19 protein-coding genes, 1 tRNA gene and 1 pseudogene are annotated in these 22,465 nt (G+C 70.2%); 8 read left to right on the forward strand and 13 right to left on the reverse strand.

Translation table 11 applies throughout. The features are described 5' to 3' along the window. The 3 genes and pseudogenes from ACFYWX_RS34860 to ACFYWX_RS34870 all read left to right on the forward strand — a co-directional run. A pseudogene (locus ACFYWX_RS34860) lies at positions 1 to 94 on the forward strand (carbohydrate ABC transporter permease); the annotation flags it as partial. A 25-nt stretch (positions 95 to 119) separates the two neighbouring features. Further along, a complete protein-coding gene (locus ACFYWX_RS34865; protein ID WP_389428953.1) occupies positions 120 to 1,436 on the forward strand; it encodes a glycoside hydrolase family 36 protein in 1,317 nt (438 codons plus the stop codon). Continuing rightward, complete coding sequence (locus ACFYWX_RS34870; RefSeq protein ID WP_389428837.1) at positions 1,433 to 3,448, forward strand: beta-galactosidase; 2,016 nt, start codon at positions 1,433 to 1,435, stop codon at positions 3,446 to 3,448. Before ACFYWX_RS34865 ends, ACFYWX_RS34870 begins: the two co-directional genes overlap by 4 nt. A gap of 123 nt (positions 3,449 to 3,571) precedes the next feature. Here the strand turns inward: ACFYWX_RS34870 and ACFYWX_RS34875 are convergent, their stop codons facing one another. The 4 genes from ACFYWX_RS34875 to ACFYWX_RS34890 all read right to left on the reverse strand — a co-directional run bounded on the left by ACFYWX_RS34875 (position 3,572) and on the right by ACFYWX_RS34890 (position 8,366). Next, entirely contained in the window at positions 3,572 to 5,002 is a 1,431-nt protein-coding gene (locus ACFYWX_RS34875) for a GH1 family beta-glucosidase (RefSeq protein ID WP_389428838.1), read from the reverse strand. Positions 5,003 to 5,106: 104 nt separating this feature from the next. Next, positions 5,107 to 6,015 (reverse strand): carbohydrate ABC transporter permease, encoded by a 909-nt coding sequence (locus tag ACFYWX_RS34880; protein ID WP_389428839.1) that lies wholly within the window; start codon positions 6,013 to 6,015, stop codon positions 5,107 to 5,109. 11 nt (positions 6,016 to 6,026) lie between these two features. Continuing rightward, positions 6,027 to 7,037, reverse strand: coding sequence for a carbohydrate ABC transporter permease (locus ACFYWX_RS34885; protein ID WP_389428840.1), 1,011 nt, complete (start codon positions 7,035 to 7,037; stop codon positions 6,027 to 6,029). Between the two features lie 6 nt (positions 7,038 to 7,043). Then, positions 7,044 to 8,366 carry an ABC transporter substrate-binding protein gene (locus ACFYWX_RS34890; RefSeq protein ID WP_389428841.1) on the reverse strand — a complete coding sequence of 441 codons (1,323 nt, stop codon included), beginning with the start codon at positions 8,364 to 8,366 and terminating at the stop codon, positions 7,044 to 7,046. A 370-nt stretch (positions 8,367 to 8,736) separates the two neighbouring features. Between ACFYWX_RS34890 and ACFYWX_RS34895 the strand changes: the two genes are divergently transcribed. Then, positions 8,737 to 9,792: a LacI family DNA-binding transcriptional regulator gene (locus tag ACFYWX_RS34895; RefSeq protein WP_389428842.1), complete on the forward strand. Its 1,056-nt coding sequence runs from the start codon at positions 8,737 to 8,739 to the stop codon at positions 9,790 to 9,792. Positions 9,793 to 9,820: 28 nt separating this feature from the next. On the opposite strand, the gene ACFYWX_RS34900 is transcribed toward ACFYWX_RS34895, so the two are convergent. Both ACFYWX_RS34900 and ACFYWX_RS34905 read right to left on the reverse strand, forming a co-directional pair. Further along, the gene (locus ACFYWX_RS34900) at positions 9,821 to 10,306 is read right to left on the reverse strand and encodes a GNAT family N-acetyltransferase (protein WP_389428954.1); all 486 of its coding nucleotides are present in this window, start codon (positions 10,304 to 10,306) and stop codon (positions 9,821 to 9,823) included. Between the two features lie 202 nt (positions 10,307 to 10,508). After that, positions 10,509 to 10,922, reverse strand: coding sequence for a winged helix-turn-helix transcriptional regulator (locus ACFYWX_RS34905; RefSeq protein WP_389428843.1), 414 nt, complete (start codon positions 10,920 to 10,922; stop codon positions 10,509 to 10,511). 103 nt (positions 10,923 to 11,025) lie between these two features. On the opposite strand from ACFYWX_RS34905, the gene ACFYWX_RS34910 reads away from it, so the two are divergent. Beyond that, positions 11,026 to 11,877, forward strand: a complete 852-nt coding sequence (locus ACFYWX_RS34910) for an alpha/beta fold hydrolase (RefSeq protein ID WP_389428844.1) — start codon at positions 11,026 to 11,028, stop codon at positions 11,875 to 11,877. Between the two features lie 134 nt (positions 11,878 to 12,011). Here ACFYWX_RS34910 and ACFYWX_RS34915 read toward each other — a convergent pair. The 4 genes from ACFYWX_RS34915 to ACFYWX_RS34930 form a co-directional block, all read right to left on the reverse strand. Next, a tRNA-His gene (locus tag ACFYWX_RS34915) sits at positions 12,012 to 12,084 on the reverse strand. Between the two features lie 110 nt (positions 12,085 to 12,194). Continuing rightward, a complete protein-coding gene (orn, locus tag ACFYWX_RS34920; RefSeq protein WP_389428845.1) occupies positions 12,195 to 12,803 on the reverse strand; it encodes an oligoribonuclease in 609 nt (202 codons plus the stop codon). Positions 12,804 to 12,913: 110 nt separating this feature from the next. Then, on the reverse strand, positions 12,914 to 14,158 hold the full coding sequence (locus tag ACFYWX_RS34925) for a helix-turn-helix domain-containing protein (protein ID WP_389428846.1): 1,245 nt from the start codon (positions 14,156 to 14,158) through the stop codon (positions 12,914 to 12,916). 379 nt (positions 14,159 to 14,537) lie between these two features. Next, a complete protein-coding gene (locus tag ACFYWX_RS34930; RefSeq protein ID WP_389428847.1) occupies positions 14,538 to 14,822 on the reverse strand; it encodes a hypothetical protein in 285 nt (94 codons plus the stop codon). A 322-nt stretch (positions 14,823 to 15,144) separates the two neighbouring features. On the opposite strand from ACFYWX_RS34930, the gene ACFYWX_RS34935 reads away from it, so the two are divergent. Beyond that, entirely contained in the window at positions 15,145 to 15,672 is a 528-nt protein-coding gene (locus ACFYWX_RS34935) for a universal stress protein (RefSeq protein ID WP_097216812.1), read from the forward strand. Between the two features lie 236 nt (positions 15,673 to 15,908). On the opposite strand, the gene glmS is transcribed toward ACFYWX_RS34935, so the two are convergent. Both glmS and ACFYWX_RS34945 read right to left on the reverse strand, forming a co-directional pair. Next, positions 15,909 to 17,726 (reverse strand): glutamine--fructose-6-phosphate transaminase (isomerizing), encoded by a 1,818-nt coding sequence (gene glmS, locus ACFYWX_RS34940; protein WP_389428848.1) that lies wholly within the window; start codon positions 17,724 to 17,726, stop codon positions 15,909 to 15,911. 24 nt (positions 17,727 to 17,750) lie between these two features. Next, complete coding sequence (locus ACFYWX_RS34945) at positions 17,751 to 18,008, reverse strand: hypothetical protein (RefSeq protein ID WP_389428849.1); 258 nt, start codon at positions 18,006 to 18,008, stop codon at positions 17,751 to 17,753. A 186-nt stretch (positions 18,009 to 18,194) separates the two neighbouring features. On the opposite strand from ACFYWX_RS34945, the gene ACFYWX_RS34950 reads away from it, so the two are divergent. Next, on the forward strand, positions 18,195 to 19,757 hold the full coding sequence (locus tag ACFYWX_RS34950; protein WP_389428850.1) for a fibronectin type III domain-containing protein: 1,563 nt from the start codon (positions 18,195 to 18,197) through the stop codon (positions 19,755 to 19,757). A gap of 74 nt (positions 19,758 to 19,831) precedes the next feature. Here ACFYWX_RS34950 and ACFYWX_RS34955 read toward each other — a convergent pair whose 3' ends face one another. After that, positions 19,832 to 20,716 carry a DUF4429 domain-containing protein gene (locus tag ACFYWX_RS34955; RefSeq protein WP_389428851.1) on the reverse strand — a complete coding sequence of 295 codons (885 nt, stop codon included), beginning with the start codon at positions 20,714 to 20,716 and terminating at the stop codon, positions 19,832 to 19,834. A 90-nt stretch (positions 20,717 to 20,806) separates the two neighbouring features. On the opposite strand from ACFYWX_RS34955, the gene ACFYWX_RS34960 reads away from it, so the two are divergent. Next, a complete protein-coding gene (locus ACFYWX_RS34960; RefSeq protein WP_389428852.1) occupies positions 20,807 to 22,408 on the forward strand; it encodes a beta-N-acetylhexosaminidase in 1,602 nt (533 codons plus the stop codon). Positions 22,409 to 22,465: the final 57 nt, after the last annotated feature.

Consider the following 22,465-nt stretch of genomic DNA (forward strand, 5'->3'; position numbering starts at 1 on the left):
CGCCCTGCTCACCGCGATCCCGACACTGGTCGTGTACTTCGCACTGCAGAGGCAGTTCGTCAGCGGACTCACGCTCGGCGCCAACAAGGGCTGACGCCCTCTCCTTGAAAGAGACCTCCGTGCACCACCCCTTCACTCCGGTCGCCTCCGTGCCGGTGGACCCGCGCAGGGCCAGCGTCCACGAAGAAGGCTGGCAGTCCTGGAGCCCCAGCGGCGCCTACGCCCTCGACGCGACGCCGTACCGCCCGACGAACGCCAACTGGGCGACGGTCTGCTACCGGCCCGGCGTCACCGTCCCCGAGGGCGCCTTCCAGGGCGAGGGCCTGCTCGCGCTCGACCCCGGCGACGGCTCCCCGGTCCGCCTGTGGGCGGCGGCGGAACCCCTCCAAGAGGTGCCGTCGATCCGCCTGGTCGTCCGGGACCGGGCCGTCGCCGAGATCAGCGCCGACGGCCCGGTGAAGGAGTGGACCGGCGCGGACATCCAGGCGCTGCTGGGGGAGTGGGCCGACGCCCTGGGAGTCGAGGCGCCCCGCCGCGCGCCGACGGTCTGGTGCTCCTGGTACGAGTACTTCACCGCCGTCACCGAGGACGACATCCACGAGAACCTGCGCGCGATGGACACCCTCGGCCTGCCCGTCGACGTCGTCCAGATCGACGACGGCTACCAGAAGGCCCTCGGCGACTGGCTCACCCTCTCCGGCCGCTTCCGCTCCCGCGCGGGCATCGCCGACGCCATCCGCGCCCGAGGCCGCCGGGCCGGCATCTGGACGGCACCCTTCCTCGTCGACCCGGCGAGCGACCTGGCCGCCGATCACCCCGACTGGCTGGTCCGCGACGCGGAGGGCGGCTTCGCGCACGCCGGCCGCAACTGGGGCCACGACCTGTGCGTGCTCGACACCACGCACCCTTACGCGGCGGCCTACCTGACCGGGGTGTACGCCACCCTGCGCGCCGAGGGCTACGACTACTTCAAGGTCGACTTCCTGTACGCGGGCGCGCTGGAGGGCGTACGGCACGGGACGGCCGACCCTCTCCGGTCGTACCGCGACGGCATCCGGCTCATCCGCGAGGCCATCGGCCCCGACGCCTACCTGCTGGGCTGCGGCGCGCCGATCCTGCCCTCGATCGGCCTGTTCGACGCCATGCGGGTCAGCCCCGACACGGCACCGCACCGCCGCCCCGAGGCCGACGACCACAGCCAGCCCGGTCAGGACCCGGCCGAGTTCACCGGCGTGGGCAGGCAGTGGCAGCACGGCCGACTCTGGGTCAACGACCCGGACTGCCTGATGGCCCGCCCGGCCGTGGAGACCCGGGAGCGGTGGGCGGCGCACGTGGAGGCCACCGGCGGCCTGATGGCTTCCAGCGACCGGCTGCTGTCCCTGGACCAGTGGGGCGTCACCACCACCCGCCGACTGCTGTCGGGAGGCGCGGAGTGAAGCGCACCCTGTCCCTGCCCGGACTCGCGTACGGCGGCGACTACAACCCCGAGCAGTGGCCCGAGGAGGTCTGGGCCGAGGACGTACGGCTCATGGCCGAGGCCGGGGTGAACATGGTCAGCGTCAACATCTTCTCCTGGGCGCTGCTGGAACCCGCCGAGGGCGCGTACGACTTCTCGCGCCTCGACCGCATCCTCGACATGCTGTACACCCACGGCATCGCCGCCGACCTGGCCACCCCGACCGCGGCCCCGCCGGCCTGGTTCTTCAGGGCCCACCCCGAGGCGCTGCCCGTGGACCGGGACGGCCGCCGGCTGTCGTACGGCAGCCGCCAGACGTTCTGCCCGAGCAGCCCCGCGTACCGTGCGGCGGCCCTGCGGATCGCGGGCGAACTGGGCCGTCGCTACGCCGACCACCCGGCGGTCGTGATGTGGCACGTCCACAACGAGTACGGCTGCCACAACGCGGAGTGCCACTGCGACACGAGCGCGGAGGCGTTCCGGCGCTGGCTGCGGACTCGCTATGCCGATGACCTCGCGGCACTGAACGACGCCTGGGGCACCACCTTCTGGAGCCAGTGGTACTACGACTGGGACGAGATCATCCCGCCGCGCGCGACGGGCGCCGTCCCGAACCCGACCCACCAGCTGGACTGGCGCCGGTTCTGCTCGGACGAGCTGCTGTCGCTGTGCACGGCGGAGCGGGACGTGCTGCGCGAGGCGGCCCCTTCGACGCCCGCCACCACCAACTTCATGGTGATGTACAACTTCGACGCGCTGGACTACTGGCGCTGGGCGCCGGAGCTGGACGTCGTCTCCAACGACCACTACCTCCGCTCCACCGACCCCGAGTCGGAGATCGACATCGCGCTCAGCGGCGACCTGGTGCGGTCGTTGGCGGGCGGGCCCTGGCTGCTGATGGAACACTCGACGGGTGCGGTGAACTGGCAGCACGTCAACAGGGCGAAGGGACCCGGCGAGTTGCGGCGCAACGCACTCGCCCATGTCGCACGGGGCGCCGACGGCATCGCCTTCTTCCAGTGGCGGGCCGCGAAGGCGGGCGCCGAACAGTGGCACTCGGCGATGCTGCCGCACGCCGGCACCGACAGCGTGATCTGGCGGGACGTGGTCCAACTGGGCGCGGACCTGCGGGCCTTGGCGGAGGTCCGCGGCAGCCGGGGCGTGGCCGAGGTGGCCGTGGTGTGGGACTGGAACGCCAAGTGGGCCCTGGAACTCCCCTCCCAGCCCAGCGAGGAGGTCCGCCAACTGGACCTCGTCCGCTCCTGGTACGAGCCCCTGTGGCGGGCGGGCATCGCCGTGGACTTCGTACGCCCGGGCGCCGACCTTTCGGCATACCGCCTGGTCCTGGCCCCGAGCCTGTACCTGGTGGACGACGCGGGAGCCGAGAACCTCACCGGTTTCACCGAGCGCGGCGGCACCCTGGTCGTCGGCTTCCACAGCGGAGCCGTCGACGAGAACTGCCATGTCCGGCTGGGCGGTTACCCGGGCGCGTTCCGGGAGGCGCTGGGAGTGCGGACGGACGAACTGTTCCCCTTGCTGCCCGGGGAGACGGTCGGCCTGGAAGGCGGCGGCACGGGCTCGCTCTGGTCGGAGCGGGTACGGCCGACCGGCGCCCAGGTCGTGTCCTCGTACACCGACGGCCCACTCACCGGCGTCCCGGCGCTCACCCGCCACGGCTACGGCACGGGCACCGCCTGGTACGTGGCGACCCTGCCCGACCCGGACACGTTGACTGCGCTGCTGGACCGCATCCGCACGGAGGCGGGCGTGACACCGGTGCGGGTGACGCCCGAGGGTGTGGAAGCGGCGCTGAGGCGGGGGCGGGACGCGGACTACCTCTTCCTCATCGACCACCGGGGCAAGGGCGCTGAGGTCCCGGTCGCGGCGGACGCCGTCGAACTCCTCACGGGCAGACCGCTCACGGACGGTTCGGTGACGGTGCCGCCGGGCGGGGTGGCCGTGGTGCGGGAACCTCGTTCCGTCCTGCCCTGATCGACATCGACGGGGAACTCTCGTATCGACGAGGACTCTCGTGAGGACCGACGGAGCGCGGCACGCCCCCACGACGTGCCGCGCTCCTTCCCCGGTTCCCCCCGGCTTCTGGTTACCTTCCGGCTATACGGGCTCCACCGTCGGCAGCGTGCCCGTGCGGGCCGCCTGGCCGTACCACAGGGCGCTCGACTTCGGGGTGCGGGCCAGGGTCGCGTAGTCCACGTACACCGCCCCGAACCGCTTCTCGTAGCCGTACGCCCACTCGAAGTTGTCCAGCAGGGACCACAGGAAGTAGCCCCGCACGTCTGCCCCGTCGGCGATGGCGCGGCGCACTGCCGACAGGTGGCCGTGCAGGTACGCGACCCGCTCCGGGTCGTGGACGCGGCCGTCGGGGTCGGGCTTGTCGTCGTAGGCCGCGCCGTTCTCGGTGATGTACAGCGGCAGGCCCGGAGCCTCGCGGGTGTAGCGGATGATCAGGTCGTGCAGGCCCGTCGGGTCGATCGTCCAGCCCATCTCCGTGCGGTCGCCCGGCGTCTGGTGGAAGGCGACGTCGTCCGCGCCCGGCCAGGGGGAGTGGTCGCTCGCGCCGTGGCCGTCCGACCTCGGGCCCTTCACCTCGGTGTCCGCCGCCGAGACGAGCGCCGGGGTGTAGTAGTTCAGGCCCAGCGCGTCCAGCGGCTGGTTGATGCTGCGCAGGTCGCCGTCGAGGACGTACGACCAGTCCGTCACCGACGAGGTCGCGGCGAGGAGGGTCTCCGGGTAGGCGCCGTGCAGGATCGGACCGTGGAAGACGCCGTTGGCCAGGTCGTCGATCTTCTGGACGGCCGCCAGATCCGCCGGGTCGCCCGGCGAAAGCGGCCGGACCACCGAAGAGTTGAGACTGATCGCCACCGAATTACGCGCCGGCATCGACGCCCGCAGCGCGGACGTGCCCAGGCCGTGCGCCAGGTTCAGATGGTGGGCCGCGCGCAGAGAGGCCGCCGGGTCCGTACGGCCGGGGGCGTGCACGCCGGAGGCGTAGCCCAAGAACGCGCTGCACCACGGCTCGTTGAGCGTGATCCAGCTCTCCACACGGTCGCCGAGCGCCTCGCCGACGATCTGCGCGTACTCGGCGAAGCGGAACGCAGTGTCGCGCTCGGGCCAGCCGCCGGCGTCCTCCAGCTCCTGCGGCAGGTCCCAGTGGTAGAGGGTGACGGCCGGCTTGATGCCGCGCTCGAGCAGCTCGTCGACCAGGCGGCGGTAGAAGTCCAGGCCCACCTGCACGGCCGGGCCGCGACCCGTCGGCTGCACCCGCGACCAGGAGATCGAGAAGCGGTACGCCGTAAGGCCCAGCTCCGCCATCAGCGCCACGTCGTCGCGGTAGCGGTGGTAGTGGTCGACAGCGATGTCACCGGTCTCGCCGCCGGCCGTCTTGCCGGGCGTATGGCTGAAGGTGTCCCAGATCGAGGGGGTGCGGCCGTCCTCCCGCACCGCCCCCTCGATCTGGTACGCGGACGTCGCGGCACCCCAGAGGAAGGCGGGGGGAAAAGTCACGGACTGTGCGGACTCAGGCATGGAAGCGCTCCCATAGGAGGTCGAGGAGACCGACGGTTGGGGGGAGGGGGGAGGGAGAGGAACGGGGCCGAGACGGCGGTGGCTCGGCCCCTGGAAGCAGGGGGTCAGCCCTTGACGGCGCCCTGCATGATGCCACCGACGATCTGCTTGCCGAAGATCGCGAAGACCAGCAGCAGCGGCAGCGTGCCCAGCAGCGCGCCCGCCATGATCAGGGACTGGTCGGGGGTGTAGCCGCGGCCCAGGCCCGCGACCGCCACCTGCACGGTCGGGTTGCCGGTCTGGGTCAGCACCAGGAAGGGCCACAGGAAGTCGTTCCAGGTCTGGACGAACATCAGCATGCCCAGGACCGCCATCGCCGGACGCGCGGTCGGGAACACCACGTGCCACACCACGCGCCAGCTGCTCGCGCCGTCCACCCGGGCCGCCTCGATGATCTCGTCCGGCAGGGCCTGGATCAGGTACTGCCGCATGAAGAACACGCCGAACGCGCTCACCAGCGAGGGCAGGATCACCGCCTGCAACTGGTCGGTCCAGTCGAGCTTGGCGACCATCATGTACAGCGGGATCACCTGGAGCTGCGGCGGCACCATCATCGTGCCGATCACGATCAGCATCAGGGCACCCCGGCCCCTGAACTTCAGCTTGGCGAAGGCGAACCCGGCGATCGTCGACAGGAAGACGATGGTCAGCGCCGAAACACCGGCCACGATCGTGGTGTTGAGGAACGCCTCGCCCAGGTTGGCATCCGTCCAGGCGAGTTCGAGCTTGTCGAACAGGCCCGAGCCGAACCAGAACGGTGGCGGGTTCTGCGCGAGGCGCTGGTTGTCGCGCGACGCGGCGATCGCCGTCCACACCAGCGGGAGCAGCGACACGATGGTGAACACGGCAAGGATGATGTACGCCACAGGACCGGCGTGCATCTGCCCGCCCGCGCGTGCCGCCTTCATGCCGCGTGAACGCTTCGGCGGCTCGGGCGCCGCGTCGGCCTCGGGTTTCGTCAGGGTCGTCGTCACGGCCGGTTCTCCTAACTACTGGCGCGCAGCCGGCGCGAGATGACGTAGTTGACGATGCCGATCGCGATCAGGATCAGGAACATCGTCCAGGCGATCGCGGAGGCGCGGCCCAGGTGCTGGTTCACCCAGCCCTGTTCGTACATGTACAGGCCGAGCGTCTGGAACTGGTGCTGCGAGCCGCCGGAAGCACCCTTGGTGGAGTCGAACAGCAGGGGCTCACCGAAGAGCTGCGAGGCGCCGATGGTCGACACCACACAGGTGAACAGGATCGTCGGGCGCAGCGACGGCAGCGTGACGTGGAGGAACTGCTGCCAGCGGTTGGCCCCGTCGAGGGCCGCCGACTCGTACAAGTCTTGCGGGATCGCCTGCATCGCGGCCAGGTAGATCAGCGCGTTGTAGCCGGTCCAGCGCCAGATCACGATCGAGGAGACGGCGATCTGTGAGGGCCACTTCTCGTTCTGCCAGTCGATCTTGTCGATGCCGACCAGGTCCAGCGCCCAGTTGATCATGCCGTAGTCACGGCCGAAGAGCAGTACGAAGACGAGGGACGCCGCGGCGATCGAGGTGGCGTACGGCGCGAGCATCGCGACCCGGTAGAAGGTCGAGGCACGCAGCCGGTAGTTGAGGATGTGGGCGATGCCCAGCGCCATCATCAACTGCGGGACGGTGGAGATGATCCCGATGGTCAGGGTGTTCTTCGCCGCGTTCCAGTAGAACTCGTCGTCGAAGATCCGGGTGTAGTTGCGCAGGCCCACCCACTCCATGTCGGTGGGCGCGGTCAGCTCCACCGCGTGCAGCGAGGCCCACGCCGTGTAGATCAGCGGGAACAGGCCGAACGCCGCGAACAGCAGGAAGAAGGGCGAGACGAAGGCGTACGGACTCCAGCGAACGTCCCGCTGCCAGCGGCGGGACAGCCGGGCCCGCTTCCTGATCGTCTCAGGGGACTCGGCGGGCGGACGGGCCGGGGCCGCGCCCCCCTCCTTTACGGGGGGCGCGGCGGCGGTGTCGTGCCGGGTGGCCATGACCGGTCACTTCTCCAGGTTGTTGTCGATGGTCTTGACCGCGTTGTCCCAGGCATCCTTGGGCGACTTGCCCTGGGTCACCAGGATCACGCCGTTGTCGGTCAGACCCTGCTGGATGATCTGGTCCTTCGCGCCGACCACCTGAACCGGGAGCTCCGCGGCCAGCGGCGCGTAGATCTGGCCGATCGGGGCGTCACCGGTCATCTTGTTCTTCGCGTCCTTCACCAGCGGCAGGTCGTAGGCGGCCTGCGCGGTCGGGAAGCTGCCGCGCTTGGAGAACAGCTTCGCCTGCTGCTCGGGCGCGGTCAGCCAGGCGGCCAGCTTCGCGGCCTCCTCGGCGTTCTTGCCCGACTTCGGCACGCTGAGGAAGGAGCCGCCCCAGTTGGCGGCCTTCGGCGGCACGGCCAGGTCCCACTTGCCGGCGCTCTCCGGCTTCGACTTGCTCTCGATGTAGCCGAGCATCCACGGCGGGCAGGCCATCGCGGCGAACTTGCTGTTGGCGATCGTGGTGTCCCAGGCCGGCTGGAACTGCGTCTGGTTGCCGATCAGGCCGTCCTCTGCGGCCTCGGCCGTCAGGTCGAACGCCTTCTTGACGGCCGGGTTCGTCTTGTAGACGACCTTGCCGGAGGCGTCGTAGAACCGCTCCTTCTCACTGCCGACGATGGCGTTGAACAGGCCGCCGGGGGAGTCCATGAAGGTGGTGCCCTTGGGCGCCTTCGCCTTGTAGTCCTTGCCGACCTGGACGAGCTTCGCCCAGTCGCCCGCCCACAGCTTGCCGACCTGCTCGCGGTCGGTGGGCAGACCGGCCGCCTGGAACAGGTCCTTGCGGTAGCAGATGGCCATCGGACCGACGTCGGTGCCGAGGCCGACCGTCTGACCGCTCTTCGCGGTCCCCTGCTGCCACTTCCAGGGCAGGTAGTCGCTCTCCTTGCCGTACTTCGACAGGTCGACGAACTTGTCGGAGTACTTTTCGACGACCTCGGCGATGTTGCCGACCTCGATGCCCTGGATGTCCTGGAGGCCACTGTTGGTGGTGAGGTGATTGACCAGGGGCGGGTAGTAGTTCTCGTTCCGCTCGATGACGGTCTGCTGGACGTCGATGTCCGGGTGGAGCTTCTCGTACTCCTTGTACAGGCCGGCCTCCTCGAAGCCGAAGCTGCCGAAGAGTCCCAGGGTGATCTTCGTCTTGCCCTTGCCGCCGCCGTCCGACGAACCGCCGGAGCCGTCGTCTCCACCGTCGTCGGCACAGCCGGCCAGCAGCCCGGTGCCCAGCGACGCGACGGCCGCGAGGACCAGCGCCTTGCGGGCGATTCGGGTACGTGCTCGCATTGCGTCCTCCTGTTGCCCTGACGTGCCGACCCCCCGGCCAACTGCGTGGTTGGGCCCGTTAGTTCTCGTTGGCGGCTCGGGCGGGGAACGTGCGGGATGTGTATGTCTCAGGTACCGTGGGAGCGCTCCCACAAGTGATGTGTTGAAGAGTCGTCGGTCGGAGCGGGGGTGTCAAGGGAGTCGGCGCGGTGAGATGTGTTCAGTTATCGGGCTGTTAACTAACTCCAGGGGGTGGCGAACATTCCGCCCGAATTGGCATATATCGGTTCGCCCGGCGGAGGGCGGGGGCGGCTGCCCCCGTGCCGGTCACCGGCACGGACGGGACTGTTAAATTCCAGGCCATCGAAAGGTTCGACGGGAGGCGGAGCCCATGGCAAGCCACGGAACGCGGAACCGGAGTGGAGGGCGGCCCACACTCGAGGAGGTCGCCGCGCGCGCCGGCGTCGGCCGCGGCACGGTCTCCCGGGTCATCAACGGCTCACCCCGGGTCAGCGACGCCACCCGCGCGGCGGTCGAGGCGGCGGTCGCCGAGCTGGGGTACGTCCCCAACACGGCCGCGCGCGCCCTGGCCGCGAACCGCACGGACGCGATCGCCCTGGTCGTTCCCGAGCCGGAGACCCGCTTCTTCTCGGAGCCGTACTTCTCGGACATGCTGAAGGGTGTCGGGGCGGAGCTGTCGGACACCGAGATGCAGCTGCTGCTGATCTTCGCCGGCAACGACCGCGAGCGCCGCCGCCTCGCCCAGTATCTGGCGGCCCACCGCGTGGACGGCGTCCTGCTGGTCTCCGTGCACGCCGACGACCCCCTGCCCGACCTGCTCTCCCAGCTGGAGATCCCGGCGGTGATCAGCGGCCCGAGGTCGGCCGCGGAGACGCTGACCTCGGTCGACTCCGACAACTACGGCGGCGCCCGCTCGGCCGTGGAGCACCTGCTCGACCGGGGCCGCACCCGCATCGCCCACATCACCGGGCGCCTCGACGTCTACGGCGCTGAGCGGCGCGTCGACGGCTACCGCGACGCCCTGCGCGACGCGGGCCACGTCGTGGACGAACTCCTCCTCGAACCGGGCGACTTCACCGAGGAGGGCGGCAGCAGGGCGATGCGCAACCTGCTGGAGCGCCGCCCCGAACTGGACGCGGTCTTCGCCGGCTCGGACGTCATGGCGGCCGGTGCCCGCCAGGCCCTGCGGGAAGCGGGCCGCCACATCCCGGACGACGTGGCCCTGGTCGGCTACGACGACTCGGCCATCGCCCGCCACATGGACCCGCCCCTGACCAGCGTCCGCCAGCCCATCGAGGAGATGGGCCGCACGATGCTCGACCTCCTCCTCGCGGAGATCGCCGACCGCCGCCCGGCCGCCTCCCGCGGGCTGGAGCGCCGCCAGGTGGTGCTGGCGACGGAACTGGTGGCTCGTGCGTCGTCCTGAGCGCGGTGAACGCCTTCGCGCTCTCCTTTCAGGAGCGCAGGGGTAGCCGCCAGTGGGTCTCGCCGTCGTGCGTCTCGCCGGTGGGGGAGAGGCCGGCGGCCTCGGCCACGGCGGCGGAGGCCGCGTGGTCGGGGTGGATGTGGGCGATGACCGTGTGGACGGGGCTGTCGCGCAGCCACCGCACGAGTGCCCGGGCCGCCTCCGAGCCGAAGCCGCGACCCTGCCAGGGGGTGCCGGTCACCCAGGCGATCTCGGCGACGCCCTCCGCGGTGACCGTGGCCTGGACGGTTCCGACGAGCTGCCACTCGTGGCGCACCCGCAGGACCCAGTTGCACCAGGACACGGACGGGTCCGGGGAGCCCGCGACCAGACGCTCGTAGCGGGTCCGCAGGGCGTCGGGGGTGAGGGGCGTGCCGCCGATGAAGGCGTGCAGCGCGGGGTCGGAGAGGACGACCGCCATCTCCTCGGCGTGCTCGACGGCCAGCGGGAGGAGGTTCAGGCGGTCGGTACTGATCGGCTCGGCGTGAACGGCTGGCTCCCGGGAGCTCTGTGGCCAACAAGAAGCGGGGTCATGCTCCCACGGGGGCAGGGAGGAACGCCAAGCCTGACGCTCGGCTGCTCTGTGAGCGGGAAACGCCCTTACCGAGATCACCCAGAAACACAGCGCCCCCGCATCGGCGGGGTCGCTGCTGCCCTCCCCTCCCGCCGGACAGGCCCTAGTTGGGGGGTGACTCGTCGGCGAGCTGGTTGTTGCGGTCGATCGCCGGCATGTGTGTCTCGGCCCAGACCCGCAGGACGGAGAGCGGTCCTTCGAGGGACAGGCCGAGCTCGGTGAGCCGGTAGTGGACGGCGGGCGGCACGGTGGGTTCCACGCGGCGCGCGACCAGGCCGTCGCGGGCCAGGCTCTGCAGGGTGGTGGACAGCATCTTCTGTGAGATGCCCGGGATACGGCGCCGCAGTTCCGCGAAGCGGAGCTCGCCCGGAGCCTCCTCGGCCAGCACCTTGACCGCCATCGACGTCCACTTGGTGCCGATGCGGTCGAGCAACTGGCGGGTCGGGCAACGCGGATCCAGCAAATCACCGCGCTCACCGGGCCGCTGGTCAGGTCCGCCGGGCCTCGACGTGGTCACCCGGGGCTCACCACCTGAAGGGAAAGTGCCGTCTTGGGCGGGCCAGGCTAGTTCCCTAACGTGACCTTGTCACTTTCCATCACCACACGCCTGGAGTCCCTCCATGCCCGAGCTGCAACGCGTCCCCGTCAACGGCGTCGAACTGAACGTCGCCCTCGCCGGATCGGGCCCAGCCGTCCTGCTGCTGCACGGCTTCCCGCATACCTGGGAGCTGTGGACGGACGTCATGGCCGAACTGTCCGGCCGCTACCGCGTCATCGCGCCGGACCTGCGCGGGTTCGGCGCGAGCAGCCGGGCCGCCTCCGGGTACGACGCGGGCACTCTGGCCGAGGACGCCGCGGCGCTTCTCACCACGCTCGGCGTGTCCTCGGCCGCGGTGGTGGGCATCGACGCGGGCACCCCGCCGGCCTTCCTCCTTGCCCTGCGCCGCCCCGATCTCGTTCGGCGCCTGGTCGTCATGGAGTCCCTGCTGGGCAGGCTGCCCGGCGCCGAGGACTTCCTTGTCGACGGGCCGCCGTGGTGGTTCGGCTTCCATTCCGCCGCGCCCGGCCTCGCCGAGACCGTGCTGGAGGGCCATGAGGCCGCTTACGTCGACTGGTTCCTGCGCACCGGCACGCTCGGCGACGGGGTGCGCCCTGCCGTCCGGGACGCCTTCGTCCGCGCATACACCGGCCGTCAGGCGTTGAGCTGTGCGTTCTCGTACTACCGGGCCCTGCCCGAGAGCGCGGTACAGATCGAGCAGGCGGTCACCACTGCCCGCCTGACGGTGCCGACGATGGCGCTGGGCGCCCAGCCTGTCGGTGCTGCGCTGGAACGCCAGCTCCGCCCGGTCACCGACGATCTCACCGGACACGTCATCGAAGACTGCGGCCACATCATCCCGCTGCACCGCCCGCGCGCCCTGCTCACGCTGCTGCGTCCGTTCCTGGCCGGTGAGGACACGAGAGCGGCGTGACCGGGGCGGGGGGCACGAGTGGCTGTGAACAGCACATTCGATACACGCCTCAGGGGCGTTCCCGCGATGTTCCCATGGTGAGAAGAAACATCAAGGGCTGACCCGTTTGCACGGATCAGCCCTTGATTATTCAGGGTGAGTGACGGGACTCGAACCCGCGGCATCCTGGACCACAACCAGGTGCTCTACCAACTGAGCTACACCCACCATGACCGGCAGTTCGAGGAATGTTCTTCCCCGACCGGCCGAGAAAAAGTGTACAGGGTCCGAAGGGGTGCTCGCGCACAGCTTTTACGGCGCCCCCTCGTGGACCGTGCTTACGCCTGCTGAGCAGGCAGGACGTGCTTCGCCGCGATCGTCTTGGCGGTGTCCGAGTCCGGGCCGGGCTGCGGTACGAAGATGGCTTCGCGGTAGTAGCGCAGCTCCGCGATGGACTCGCGGATGTCGGCGAGGGCGCGGTGGTTGCCGTTCTTCTCGGGGCTGTTGAAGTACGCCCGCGGGTACCAGCGGCGGGCCAGCTCCTTCACCGAGGAGACGTCGACGATCCGGTAGTGGAGGTAGTTCTCGAGCGTCGGCATGTCACGGAGGAGGAAGCCGCGGTCCGTGCCGACGGAGTTGCCGCACAGCGGCGCCTTGCCCGGCTCCTTCACGTGCTCCCGGATGTAGGCCAGCACCTGCTCCTCTGCCTCGGTGAGCGTCGTGCCGCCGGCCAGCTCGTCGAGCAGGCCGGACGCGGTGTGCATCTGGCGCACCACCTCCGGCATGGTCTCCAGGGCCCTGGACGGGGGCCGGATGACGATGTCGACGCCCTCGCCGAGGACGTTGAGTTCGGAGTCGGTGACGAGGGCGGCAACCTCGATGAGCGCGTCGTCGGACAGCGAGAGGCCGGTCATCTCGCAGTCGATCCACACCATGCGATCGTTCATGCGACCACCCTAAGGCTGGGGTTCACTGATGTGGTGCCCCGAGCCGGCAGAACAGCACCGACCGGGGTCCACTTGCCGTGGACCCCGGTCGGCTCTCCGCTCTGTTCAGCTCACGTTCCGCTTCGCTGGCCCGGGAGGCTCGCCCTGCTCGGGACGTAGGCCTCACGGGCGTGGTCGCGGGCGTGCTCCGACTGGAGGCCGATGGCGCCGGCCGCCGTGCGCCGGGCCTGGAGTGGTACCGCGCTGTCCGGGTGCAGACCGGCGGGGGCGAGGCCGCCCGGGGTGCCGGTCACCGCCGGGGATGGCGGAATCTCGCCGTCCGTCGGCTTGTCGACCTGCGGCCTGCGGGCGCGGTACGCGGCCCGGTAGGCGGCCGGGGACGAGCCGAGCTGACGGCGGAAGTGGCCCCGCAGCGCCACCGGGGAGCGGAAGCCGCAGCGGCCCGCCACCTCGTCCACCGAGTAGTCCGACGTCTCCAGCAGACGCTGGGCCTGCAGGACGCGCTGCGTGATCAGCCACTGCAGCGGCGCGCTGCCGGTCAGGGACCGGAAGCGGCGGTCGAACGTACGGCGGCTCATGTACGCACGCGCGGCCAGCGTCTCCACGTCGAACTGCTCGTGGAGATGCTCCAGCGCCCAGGCGACGACCTCGGCGAGCGGGTCGGCGCCGATCTCCTCTGGTAAAGACCTGTCGAGATAGCGCTCCTGGCCGCCCGACCGGCGCGGCGGGACCACCAGACGGCGGGCCAGCGCGCCGGCCGCCTCGTTGCCGTGGTCCGTCCGCACGATGTGGAGACAGAGGTCGATGCCCGCCGCCGTACCGGCCGACGTCAGGACGTCGCCGTCGTCGACGAACAGTTCGCGCGGATCCACGTGCACCGACGGATAGCGCTTGGCCAGCGTCGGTGCGTACATCCAGTGTGTTGTCGCGGGGCGGCCGTCCAGCAGGCCCGCTGCCGCCAGCACGAAGGCGCCGGTGCACAGTCCGACGATGCGGGCGCCTTCCTCGTGCGCCCGGCGGAGTGCGTCGAGCGCCTCCTCCGGTGGCGGCGAGGTGATCGAACGCCAGGCGGGCACGACCACCGTGCCTGCCCGGGAGATCGCCTCCAGGCCATGTGGTGCGGTGAGTTCCAGGCCCCCTGTGGTCCGCAGCGGGCCCTCCTCGCCGCCGCACACCAACAAGCGGTAGCGCGGCACGCCGGCGTCCTGGCGGTCAATCCCGAACACCGACAGCGGAATGGAACTCTCGAAGATGGGGCCGCCGCTGAACAGCAGCACCGCGACGATCTCCTTGCGGCGTCGCCCGGAAAGCTTCCGGGCCGCGGCTTCCGGCGCGGCAGTGGAGTCGTGGCTCATACTGCTAAGCCCCCCTCGGTGGTCGCGGCTCCTCGGTTGTGTCGCTCCTGCACGTTTCCCCTCGGTCCTGCACGAGTCCCCCGCCATAAGAAAGTCAAGATCGAATCTACTGTGTGCCGTTGTGCCGCCGTGACCGGGTTCGGCACCCGGCACATTGTCGACATGGCAACTTGGCGTGAAGCATTCGATCACGAAGCGTTGCACTCGTGGGGCGTGCAGGGAAGTGCGCCTTGTCGCAGTGGCCAATCCACGTAGGGTGCGCAGGGTCCCGGAGGCCCTTTCCGTGCAGGTCAAACGGGGGGTGGGGGGTGGTTACGGCAAGGGGTGTACACACGCCAGAAGTTGGCTGAAAAGATGCGGTTGCGTGCGTGAAAACCGGTCAGCCGACCGGTGTGTTTCCCCCAGTGTGACGCCCGCCCCCGCGGGAGCCCGCCGCGGTCCTGTGGCAGCGGCCCCGGTTGCGCTCGGAGCGGCGCAGCAGGAACCGGCAGACCGCGGTGACGGCGGCGAGACCGAGTGCGGTGCCCGCGGCGCCGGCGAGGGACGTGCCGTACCAGAGGAGGACCACCGGGACGAGGACGCAGCTGAAAGCGGCCCAGCGGATGACGTCGGTCGCGGTGTCCTCGGCCGGGTGCCCCTCGGGGGTCGAACGGGGTGAGGACATGGCGGGCTCCTCCCAGGGACAGCGGTCACGGGGTTCAACGCGTGTTCGACCGGTCGGTCACTGCCGTGGGGGCCGTAGGACCGCGATGTGAGCGCCCGGTAAGTGAACCCTGTGCAAACCGCCTGTACGGGGCAGCAACCATTGCGTTACGGGCGCCCCTCGTGCATGCTCCCTGGAACCCCCACGCACGGTGGGCGGGAGCTGGGCCACGGAGGCTTGGCGCCGTACCCTTGGGGGTATGGGGTTGGGAAGATGATTCCCGGACACAGCTCCGCCGCACACTGTCGTCCCACCCAATAAGGATCACGACCCCGAGACAGCCATGGCCGGTCACGAATTCTTCGAACCCGCGGACCGCAAGCGGCCCGTCGCCGACCCCACGGCGGCCGAGCCCCTGGCGGCTGAAGAGCTACGCCATTCCTGCGATCCCGCCTTCAAGCACGGCGTGGTCGTCGGCTTCGACGGCTCCACCTCCAGCGAGCGCGCCCTCGCGTACGCGATCGGCATGGCCCACCGCTCCGGCTCGGGCCTGATCATCGTCCACGTCGCCAACCGGCTGCCGACGACGGTGTGGGCCGGCTGCGAGCCGCCCGTCTTCGTGGACGTCCCCGATCACCGCACCGAGGTCCTCGGCCTCGAGCTCGCCTGCGCGGACTACCTCGCCGAGGTGCCGTGGATCCTCGTCGAGCGCGGCGGCGACATCTGCCACGAACTCGAAGAGGTGGGGCGGGAGTACGAGGCCGACGCGATCGTCGTGGGCTCCACGCACGGCATCGTCGGCCGGATCTTCGGCTCCGTCGCCGGGCGCCTCGCCAAGCGGGCACAGCGGCCCGTCATCGTGATCCCCTGATCCTCCGACACGCTTTCGGCGTCGTTCAACTCCCTTGTGCCCGCCCCGGGGTGACAGCCACGGGCTGATCGGCAGCCGAGCGGAGGCCCCCGGCGAAAAGAGCGGACCCCCTGTGGTGGGTGGCACCACAGGGGGTCCGCTCTTTTCGCTCTGCCCTGCAGGGGCGTTGTGGTTGCTCGCGCCGACGCGGCGGAGCCGCACATTGCCACAGCCCCGCGCCCCTGTCGGGAGCGCTGCTACTCGACCGTCACCGACTTGGCGAGATTCCTCGGCTTGTCGATGTCCCGGCCCAGGGCCTTTGCCGTGTGGTAGGCGAGGAGTTGGAGGGGGATGCCCATGAGGATGGGGTCCAGCTCGTCCTCGTTCTTGGGGACGAGGATCGTGTGGTCGGCCTTGGGCTGGTCCTGGTGGGCGACGGCCAGGATCTGGCCGCTGCGGGCCTTGATCTCCTCCAGGGCCGCGCGGTTCTTCTCCAGGAGGTCGTCGTCGGGGACGATGGCGACCGTCGGCAGGGCCGGCTCGATCAGCGCGAGCGGACCGTGCTTGAGCTCGGAGGCCGGGTAGGCCTCGGCGTGGATGTACGAGACCTCCTTGAGCTTCAGGGAGGCCTCACGCGCCACCGGGTAGCCCCGGACGCGGCCGATGAAGAGCATGGAGCGGGCGTCGGCGTACTGCTCGGCCAGCTTCTTGACCTCCTCCTCCTGCTGGAGGATCTCGGAGATCTGGGCGGGCAGCTTGCGCAGGCCCTCGATGATCCGCTTGCCGTCGCGGACCGACAGGTCACGGGTGCGGCCCAGGTGCAGGGCGAGCAGCGCGAAGGCGACCGTGGTGTTGGTGAAGCACTTGGTGGACACCACGCAGACCTCGGGGCCCGCGTGCACGTAGATGCCGCCGTCGGCCTCGCGGGCGATCGCCGAGCCGACCACGTTCACCACGCCGAGGACCCGCGCGCCCTTGCGCTTCAGCTCCTGGACGGCCGCCAGCACGTCGTACGTCTCACCGGACTGGGAGACGGCGATGTACAGGGTGTCGGGGTCGACGACCGCGTTGCGGTAGCGGAACTCGGACGCGGGCTCGGCGTCCGCCGGGATGCGGGCCAGCTCCTCGATCATCTGGGCGCCGATCATGCCCGCGTGGTACGAGGTGCCGCAGCCGAGGATCTTCACGCGGCGGATCTGGCGCGCCTCGCGGGCGTCCAGGTTGAGGCCGCCGAGGTGCACGGTGGAGAAGCGGTCGTCGATGCGGCCGCGCAGCACGCGGTCCACGGCGTCGGCCTGCTCGAAGATCTCCTTGTGCATGTACGTGTCGTGGCCGCCCATGTCGTAGGAGGCGGCCTCCCACTCGACGGTGGTGGGCTCGGCGGTCGTACGGGTGCCCTCGGTGGTGTACGTGCGGAAGTCGTCGGCCTTGAGGGTGGCCATCTCGCCGTCGTCCAGCGTGACTATCTGCCGGGTGTGGGCGACCAGGGCGGCGATGTCCGAGGCGACGAACATCTCCTTCTCGCCGATGCCGAGGACGACCGGGGAGCCGTTGCGGGCGACGACGATGCGGTCCGAGAAGTCGGCGTGCATGACGGCGATGCCGTACGTGCCCTCGACTACGCGCAGCGCCTCGCGGACCTTGTCCTCGAGCTTCACGGCCTGGGAGCGGGCGATGAGGTGGGTGAGGACCTCGGTGTCGGTCTCGGAGAGGAACTCGACGCCGTCCGCCTCCAGCTTCTTGCGCAGGTCGGAGGCGTTGTCGATGATGCCGTTGTGGACGACGGCGACCTTCTGGTCGGCCGACAGGTGCGGGTGGGCGTTCACGTCGGACGGGGCGCCGTGGGTGGCCCAGCGGGTGTGGGCGATGCCGGTGGTGCCCTTGAAGCGCGCCGGAACCTTGGCCTCCAGGTCACGGACCCGGCCCTTGGCCTTGACCATCCTCAGGCGGCCGCTCGTCGGGGTGGTGACGACGATGCCCGCCGAGTCGTACCCGCGGTACTCCAGTCGCTGCAGGCCCTCAAGGAGCAGCGGGGCGACGTCACGCTTCCCGATGTAACCGACAATTCCGCACATGTACAGATGTCCCCAAGCTCTCGATCAGCCGTAGACGATGCGCCGCAGTTGCCTGAGCGTGAGCTCGGGCGGCGCCACCGCACGGTATTTCAGGTCCGCCTCGATCCGGTCGAAGATCGTCGCGTTGACCAGGCCCTGGGCCTGGAGCTCGCGGTGGCGGCGACGGACGTATTGCTCGGTCGTCTCGTCGAAGTAGGCGAGCACGTCCTGGACCACCCGCAGCGCCTCGCCCCGGTTCAGGGGCGTGGACCGCGTCAGGTGATCAACAAGTTCGTCGTGCACCCGCTAGATCTTGGGGCACGGAAGCCGGTTTCGCAAGAATCCTGCCCGAATTCGGGCAGGCGCCTGTTGGGGATCTTTGGGGGAACATTGAATCCGTCATGAGGACCTGTTCGTCGGCCGTCCATCCGGCGTCCCGCGGCTCGTCGCCCGAGGGGACGAGTTTCAGACGCCATGGACATTCCTCGCATGGGGGTACCCGAGCAGCTGGCCGAGCGCATGAGCATGGCCGAGCAGCACGAGTACCTGCGCAGCAGATTCTCCCGGCGCACGATGATCCGCGGTGGCGCGGTCACCCTGGGCGCCGTCGCCGGTGGCGCGTTCGTACCCGGCGCCACCGCACAGGCCGCCGTCCCGACGCGGACCGCGCCGAGCACCGAGACCGTCGACGGCTCCCGCGTCGCCCCCTTCGGCCGCCACCTCGCCTACGGCAACGACCCCCGCACCGAGATCACCGTCTCCTGGCAGGTCCCGATCGCGGTGAAGAAGCCCTTCATCCGCGTCGGTGCCCACCCCTGGGACCTCTCCCGCAAGATCGACGCCGAGGTGCGCACCCTGTACACCCCGGCCGGTGTCGGAGCCAGCGGCGACCACACCCAGTACTACCTGCACGCCAAGCTCACCCACCTCAAGCCCGGCAGGACGTACTACTACGGCGTCGGCCACGCCGGCTTCGACCCGGCCGCCCCGCACCTCCTGGGCACCCTCGGCACCTTCACCACCGCCCCCGCCCACAAGGCGCCGTTCACCTTCACGGCCTTCGGCGACGAGGGCGTCGGCTACCACGGCCTCGCCAACAACAGCCTGCTCCTCGGCCAGAACCCGGCCTTCCACCTGCACGCCGGCGACATCGCGTACGGTGACCCGTCCGGCTCGGGCAAGACCAGCGACACCGGCTTCGACTCCCGCATATGGGACCAGTTCCTCGCGCAGACCGAGTCCGTCGCCAAGTCCGTTCCGTGGATGCCCGCCTACGGCAACCACGACATGGAGGCCTGGTACGCGCCCCACGGCTACGGAGGCGAGGAGGCCCGCTGGACGCTCCCCGACAACGGGCCGGACAGGACGAACCTCCCGGGCGTCTACTCCTTCGTCTACGGCAACACCGCGGTCATCTCGCTCGACGCCAACGACGTCTCCTTCGAGATCCCGGCCAACCTCGGCCTCTCCGGCGGCACCCAGACCAAGTGGCTGGAGGCCCAGCTGAAGAAGTACCGGGCCTCCGACGACGTCGACTTCGTCGTCGTCTTCTTCCACCACTGCGCCTACTGCACCTCCACCGCGCACGCCTCGGAGGGGGGCGTGCGCCAGGAGTGGGTGCCGCTGTTCGAGAAGTACACGGTCGACCTGGTGATCAACGGCCACAACCACCAGTATGAGCGCACGGACGTCATCAAGGCGGGCGCGGTCACCAAGAAGCTCCCGATCGGCGGCACGGCCTACCCGGAGACGGACGGCGTGGTGTACGTGACGGCGGGCGCGGCGGGCCGCAGCCTGTACGCCTTCACCGCCCCGCTGTCGTACGAGGGCCACGAGAACGAGGTCGAGTCCGTCGCCTCGTTCATCAACACCAAGGACGGCAAGCAGAACGAGACGGTCGCCTGGTCGCGCGTGCGCTACCTCGACTACTCCTTCCTGCGCGTGGACGTCACCCCCGCGCCCCGGGGCCGTACCGCCACCCTGACGGTGCGCGGCATCGCCGAGAGCGGCGAGCAGGTCGACCACTTCACGGTGGCCCGCAGGGCCAAGTAGGCCAAGTAGGCCAGGTGCGCCCGGAAGGCGGGGCGCACCTGTGGAACTCCCGCGGCAGGCGGTCCTCACCCGCGCTACATGCGTTTGAGGACCGCCTGCTTGGCCCTGGCGAACTCCTCGTCCGTGAGCACACCGTCGCGGTGCAGCTCACCCAGCTCCCGCAGCCGCCGCAGCAGCGCGTCGTGGTCGTCCTCGGCGGGGGCGGCGGGCTGGGGAAGCAGCACGGGTTCCTCCGGCCGTACGTCGATGACCGCGGCCGTGGCCGGGTGCGGCAGGCGGGCCTGGACGGCCGCCGCGACCAGGGCCATCAGCGGGTCCTTCTTGAATCCCCACAGGTCCACGGAGTTGGGGTCGTACTTGGGCGGGGCCTTGGTGGGCGCGTTCTTCACGGTGAAGCGCAGCCAGCCGTTCTCCAGGCCGACCGCCGGATGCCACTCCACGGCCGCGATGTCGGCGACGGCGAGCGTACGGGCGCCGGCGGCGGCCTTGGCGTCCTCCGTCTTCCAGTTCCACTCCAGGCGCACCTGCTCGCCGTCGAAGCTCGCGGTGCCGTCCCCGGCGGACACGGACAGGGGCACGGAGGGGCCCGGCAGCAGGTACTCGCCGACCGGGTCGGACGGGACGCGGTCGAGCAGCAGGGCGTTGCGCACCTCGTCCACGAAGTACTCGGCGACCCCGTAGCGGTCGGATTCGACTACCAGTTGGTACGGATCGTGCGGTTCGGTCAGCCGGCCGCCGGTCGCGTGCAGCAGCGGATCGGCGCCGTCCCGCAGGCGCAGCCTGAGCCGCCCGCTCCTACGGCCCTGCTCGAACGACACCCCGGCCAACGCCCCCAACGGCACGACGAGTTCGCCCATCGTTCTGCGTAAGAGGCCCACGTTCTTGTCCCGCCCGGGCGTGAGCCGCAGCGCGTCGCCGTCGAAGGCCCAAGTCCCGTCCTTCTGGATGATTTCCGCCATGCGGGGGATTGTTCCACCGGTTCTGCGAGAGATTGGTCTATACCCATTGCGGGCAAGTGATGGTGGACAGGCACTGTGAAGGGAGCGCAGGTGAGACGACCCCCCGGAACGACTCCCCGTACGACCCGACTCCTCGCACCGCTGCTGCTGTTCGTGGCGGCCGGCGCCCTCGCCGCCGCCACCACGCCCGCACCGGCGGCGGAGGCCCCGGGCCCCTACGGCCGGCTCCTCCCCGCCCCCGTGTCGGCCCAGCCGGGCGGATCCCCGTACCGCATCACGAACACCACCCGCATCCGCGTCGACGACTCACGCGAGGCCCGCCGCATCGGCGAGTACCTCGCGAACATCCTCAGGCCCTCCACCGGCTACCCCCTGCCGGTCACCTCGCACGGCACCGGCGGCATCCGACTCCGGCTCGCGGACGGCAGGTTCGCAGCCGAGGGCTACCGCCTGGACAGCGATCCCCGACACGTCACCATCAGCGCCGGGTCCCCCGCCGGCCTGTTCCACGGTGTCCAGACCCTGCGCCAGCTCCTCCCCGCGGCCGTCGAGAAGGACTCCGTGCAGCCCGGCCCCTGGCAGATCGCGGGCGGCACCGTCGAGGACGCCCCGCGCTACGCCTACCGGGGCGCGATGCTCGACGTCTCCCGCCACTTCTTCACCGTCGACCAGGTCAAGCGCTACATCGACCAGCTCGCCCTCTACAAGATCAACAAGCTGCACCTGCACCTGAGCGACGACCAGGGCTGGCGCATCGCCCTCGACTCCTGGCCCCGGCTCGCCACGTACGGCGGCTCCACCCAGGTCGGCGGCGGCCCCGGCGGTCACTACACCAAGGACGACTACAAGGAGATCGTCCGCTACGCGGCCTCCCGCTATCTGGAGGTCGTCCCCGAGATCGACATGCCCGGCCACACCAACGCGGCACTCGCCTCGTACGCCGAGCTGAACTGCGACGGCGTGGCACCCCCGCTCTACACCGGCACCGATGTCGGCTTCAGCTCGCTGTGCGTGCCGAAGGAGGTGACGTACGAGTTCGTGGACGACGTCGTCCGGGAGCTGGCCGCGCTCACTCCCGGCCGCTACCTGCACATCGGCGGCGACGAGGCGCACTCCACCAGCCACGCGGACTACGTGACGTTCATGGACCGGGTGCAGCCGATCGTCGCCCGGTACGGCAAGACGGTCATCGGCTGGCACCAGCTGACCGGCGCGAACCCGGCGAAGGGGGCGCTCGTGCAGTACTGGGGGCTGGACCGCACCAGCGCCGAGGAGAAGGCCCGGGTGGCGAAGGCCGCGCAGAACGGAACCGGGATCATCCTCTCCCCGGCCGATCGCATCTACCTCGACATGAAGTACACCAAGGAGACCCCGCTCGGTTTGTCCTGGGCGGGCTATGTCGAAGTGAAGCGGTCCTACGACTGGGACCCGGGCTCCTATCTGCCGGGTGTGCCCGCGCAGGCCGTGCAGGGCGTCGAGGCGCCCCTGTGGGCGGAGACCGTCTCGACCTCCGCCCACATCGACTACATGGCCTTCCCGAGGCTCGCCGGTGTCGCCGAGCTCGGCTGGTCGCCCGCGGCCACGCACGACTGGGAGGCGTACCGGCTGCGGCTCGCCGCGCAGGGGCCGCGGTGGGAGGCGCTGGGCATCGGGTACTACCGGTCGCCGCAGGTTCCCTGGCCGACGGCCTGAGAACAAGCCGACGGGCACCCCCAAGGACCGTACTCCGGGGTGCCCGCCCGTCTGTGG

The organism is Streptomyces sp. NPDC002888, from assembly GCF_042888465.1.
Classification (GTDB): domain Bacteria; phylum Actinomycetota; class Actinomycetes; order Streptomycetales; family Streptomycetaceae; genus Streptomyces.

Excerpts from the sequence above, each read along its gene's own strand:
- ACFYWX_RS34875 (WP_389428838.1), bottom strand. The coding sequence starts at position 5,002 with ATGCCTGAGTCCGCACAGTCCGTGACTTTTCCCCCCGCCTTCCTCTGG.
- ACFYWX_RS34885 (WP_389428840.1), bottom strand. The coding sequence starts at position 7,037 with ATGGCCACCCGGCACGACACCGCCGCCGCGCCCCCCGTAAAGGAGGGG.
- ACFYWX_RS34890 (WP_389428841.1), bottom strand. The coding sequence starts at position 8,366 with ATGCGAGCACGTACCCGAATCGCCCGCAAGGCGCTGGTCCTCGCGGCC.
- ACFYWX_RS34895 (WP_389428842.1), top strand. The coding sequence starts at position 8,737 with ATGGCAAGCCACGGAACGCGGAACCGGAGTGGAGGGCGGCCCACACTC.
- ACFYWX_RS34910 (WP_389428844.1), top strand. The coding sequence starts at position 11,026 with ATGCCCGAGCTGCAACGCGTCCCCGTCAACGGCGTCGAACTGAACGTC.
- orn (WP_389428845.1), bottom strand. The coding sequence starts at position 12,803 with ATGAACGATCGCATGGTGTGGATCGACTGCGAGATGACCGGCCTCTCG.
- ACFYWX_RS34925 (WP_389428846.1), bottom strand. The coding sequence starts at position 14,158 with ATGAGCCACGACTCCACTGCCGCGCCGGAAGCCGCGGCCCGGAAGCTT.
- ACFYWX_RS34930 (WP_389428847.1), bottom strand. The coding sequence starts at position 14,822 with ATGTCCTCACCCCGTTCGACCCCCGAGGGGCACCCGGCCGAGGACACC.
- ACFYWX_RS34935 (WP_097216812.1), top strand. The coding sequence starts at position 15,145 with ATGGCCGGTCACGAATTCTTCGAACCCGCGGACCGCAAGCGGCCCGTC.
- glmS (WP_389428848.1), bottom strand. The coding sequence starts at position 17,726 with ATGTGCGGAATTGTCGGTTACATCGGGAAGCGTGACGTCGCCCCGCTG.
- ACFYWX_RS34950 (WP_389428850.1), top strand. The coding sequence starts at position 18,195 with ATGGGGGTACCCGAGCAGCTGGCCGAGCGCATGAGCATGGCCGAGCAG.
- ACFYWX_RS34955 (WP_389428851.1), bottom strand. The coding sequence starts at position 20,716 with ATGGCGGAAATCATCCAGAAGGACGGGACTTGGGCCTTCGACGGCGAC.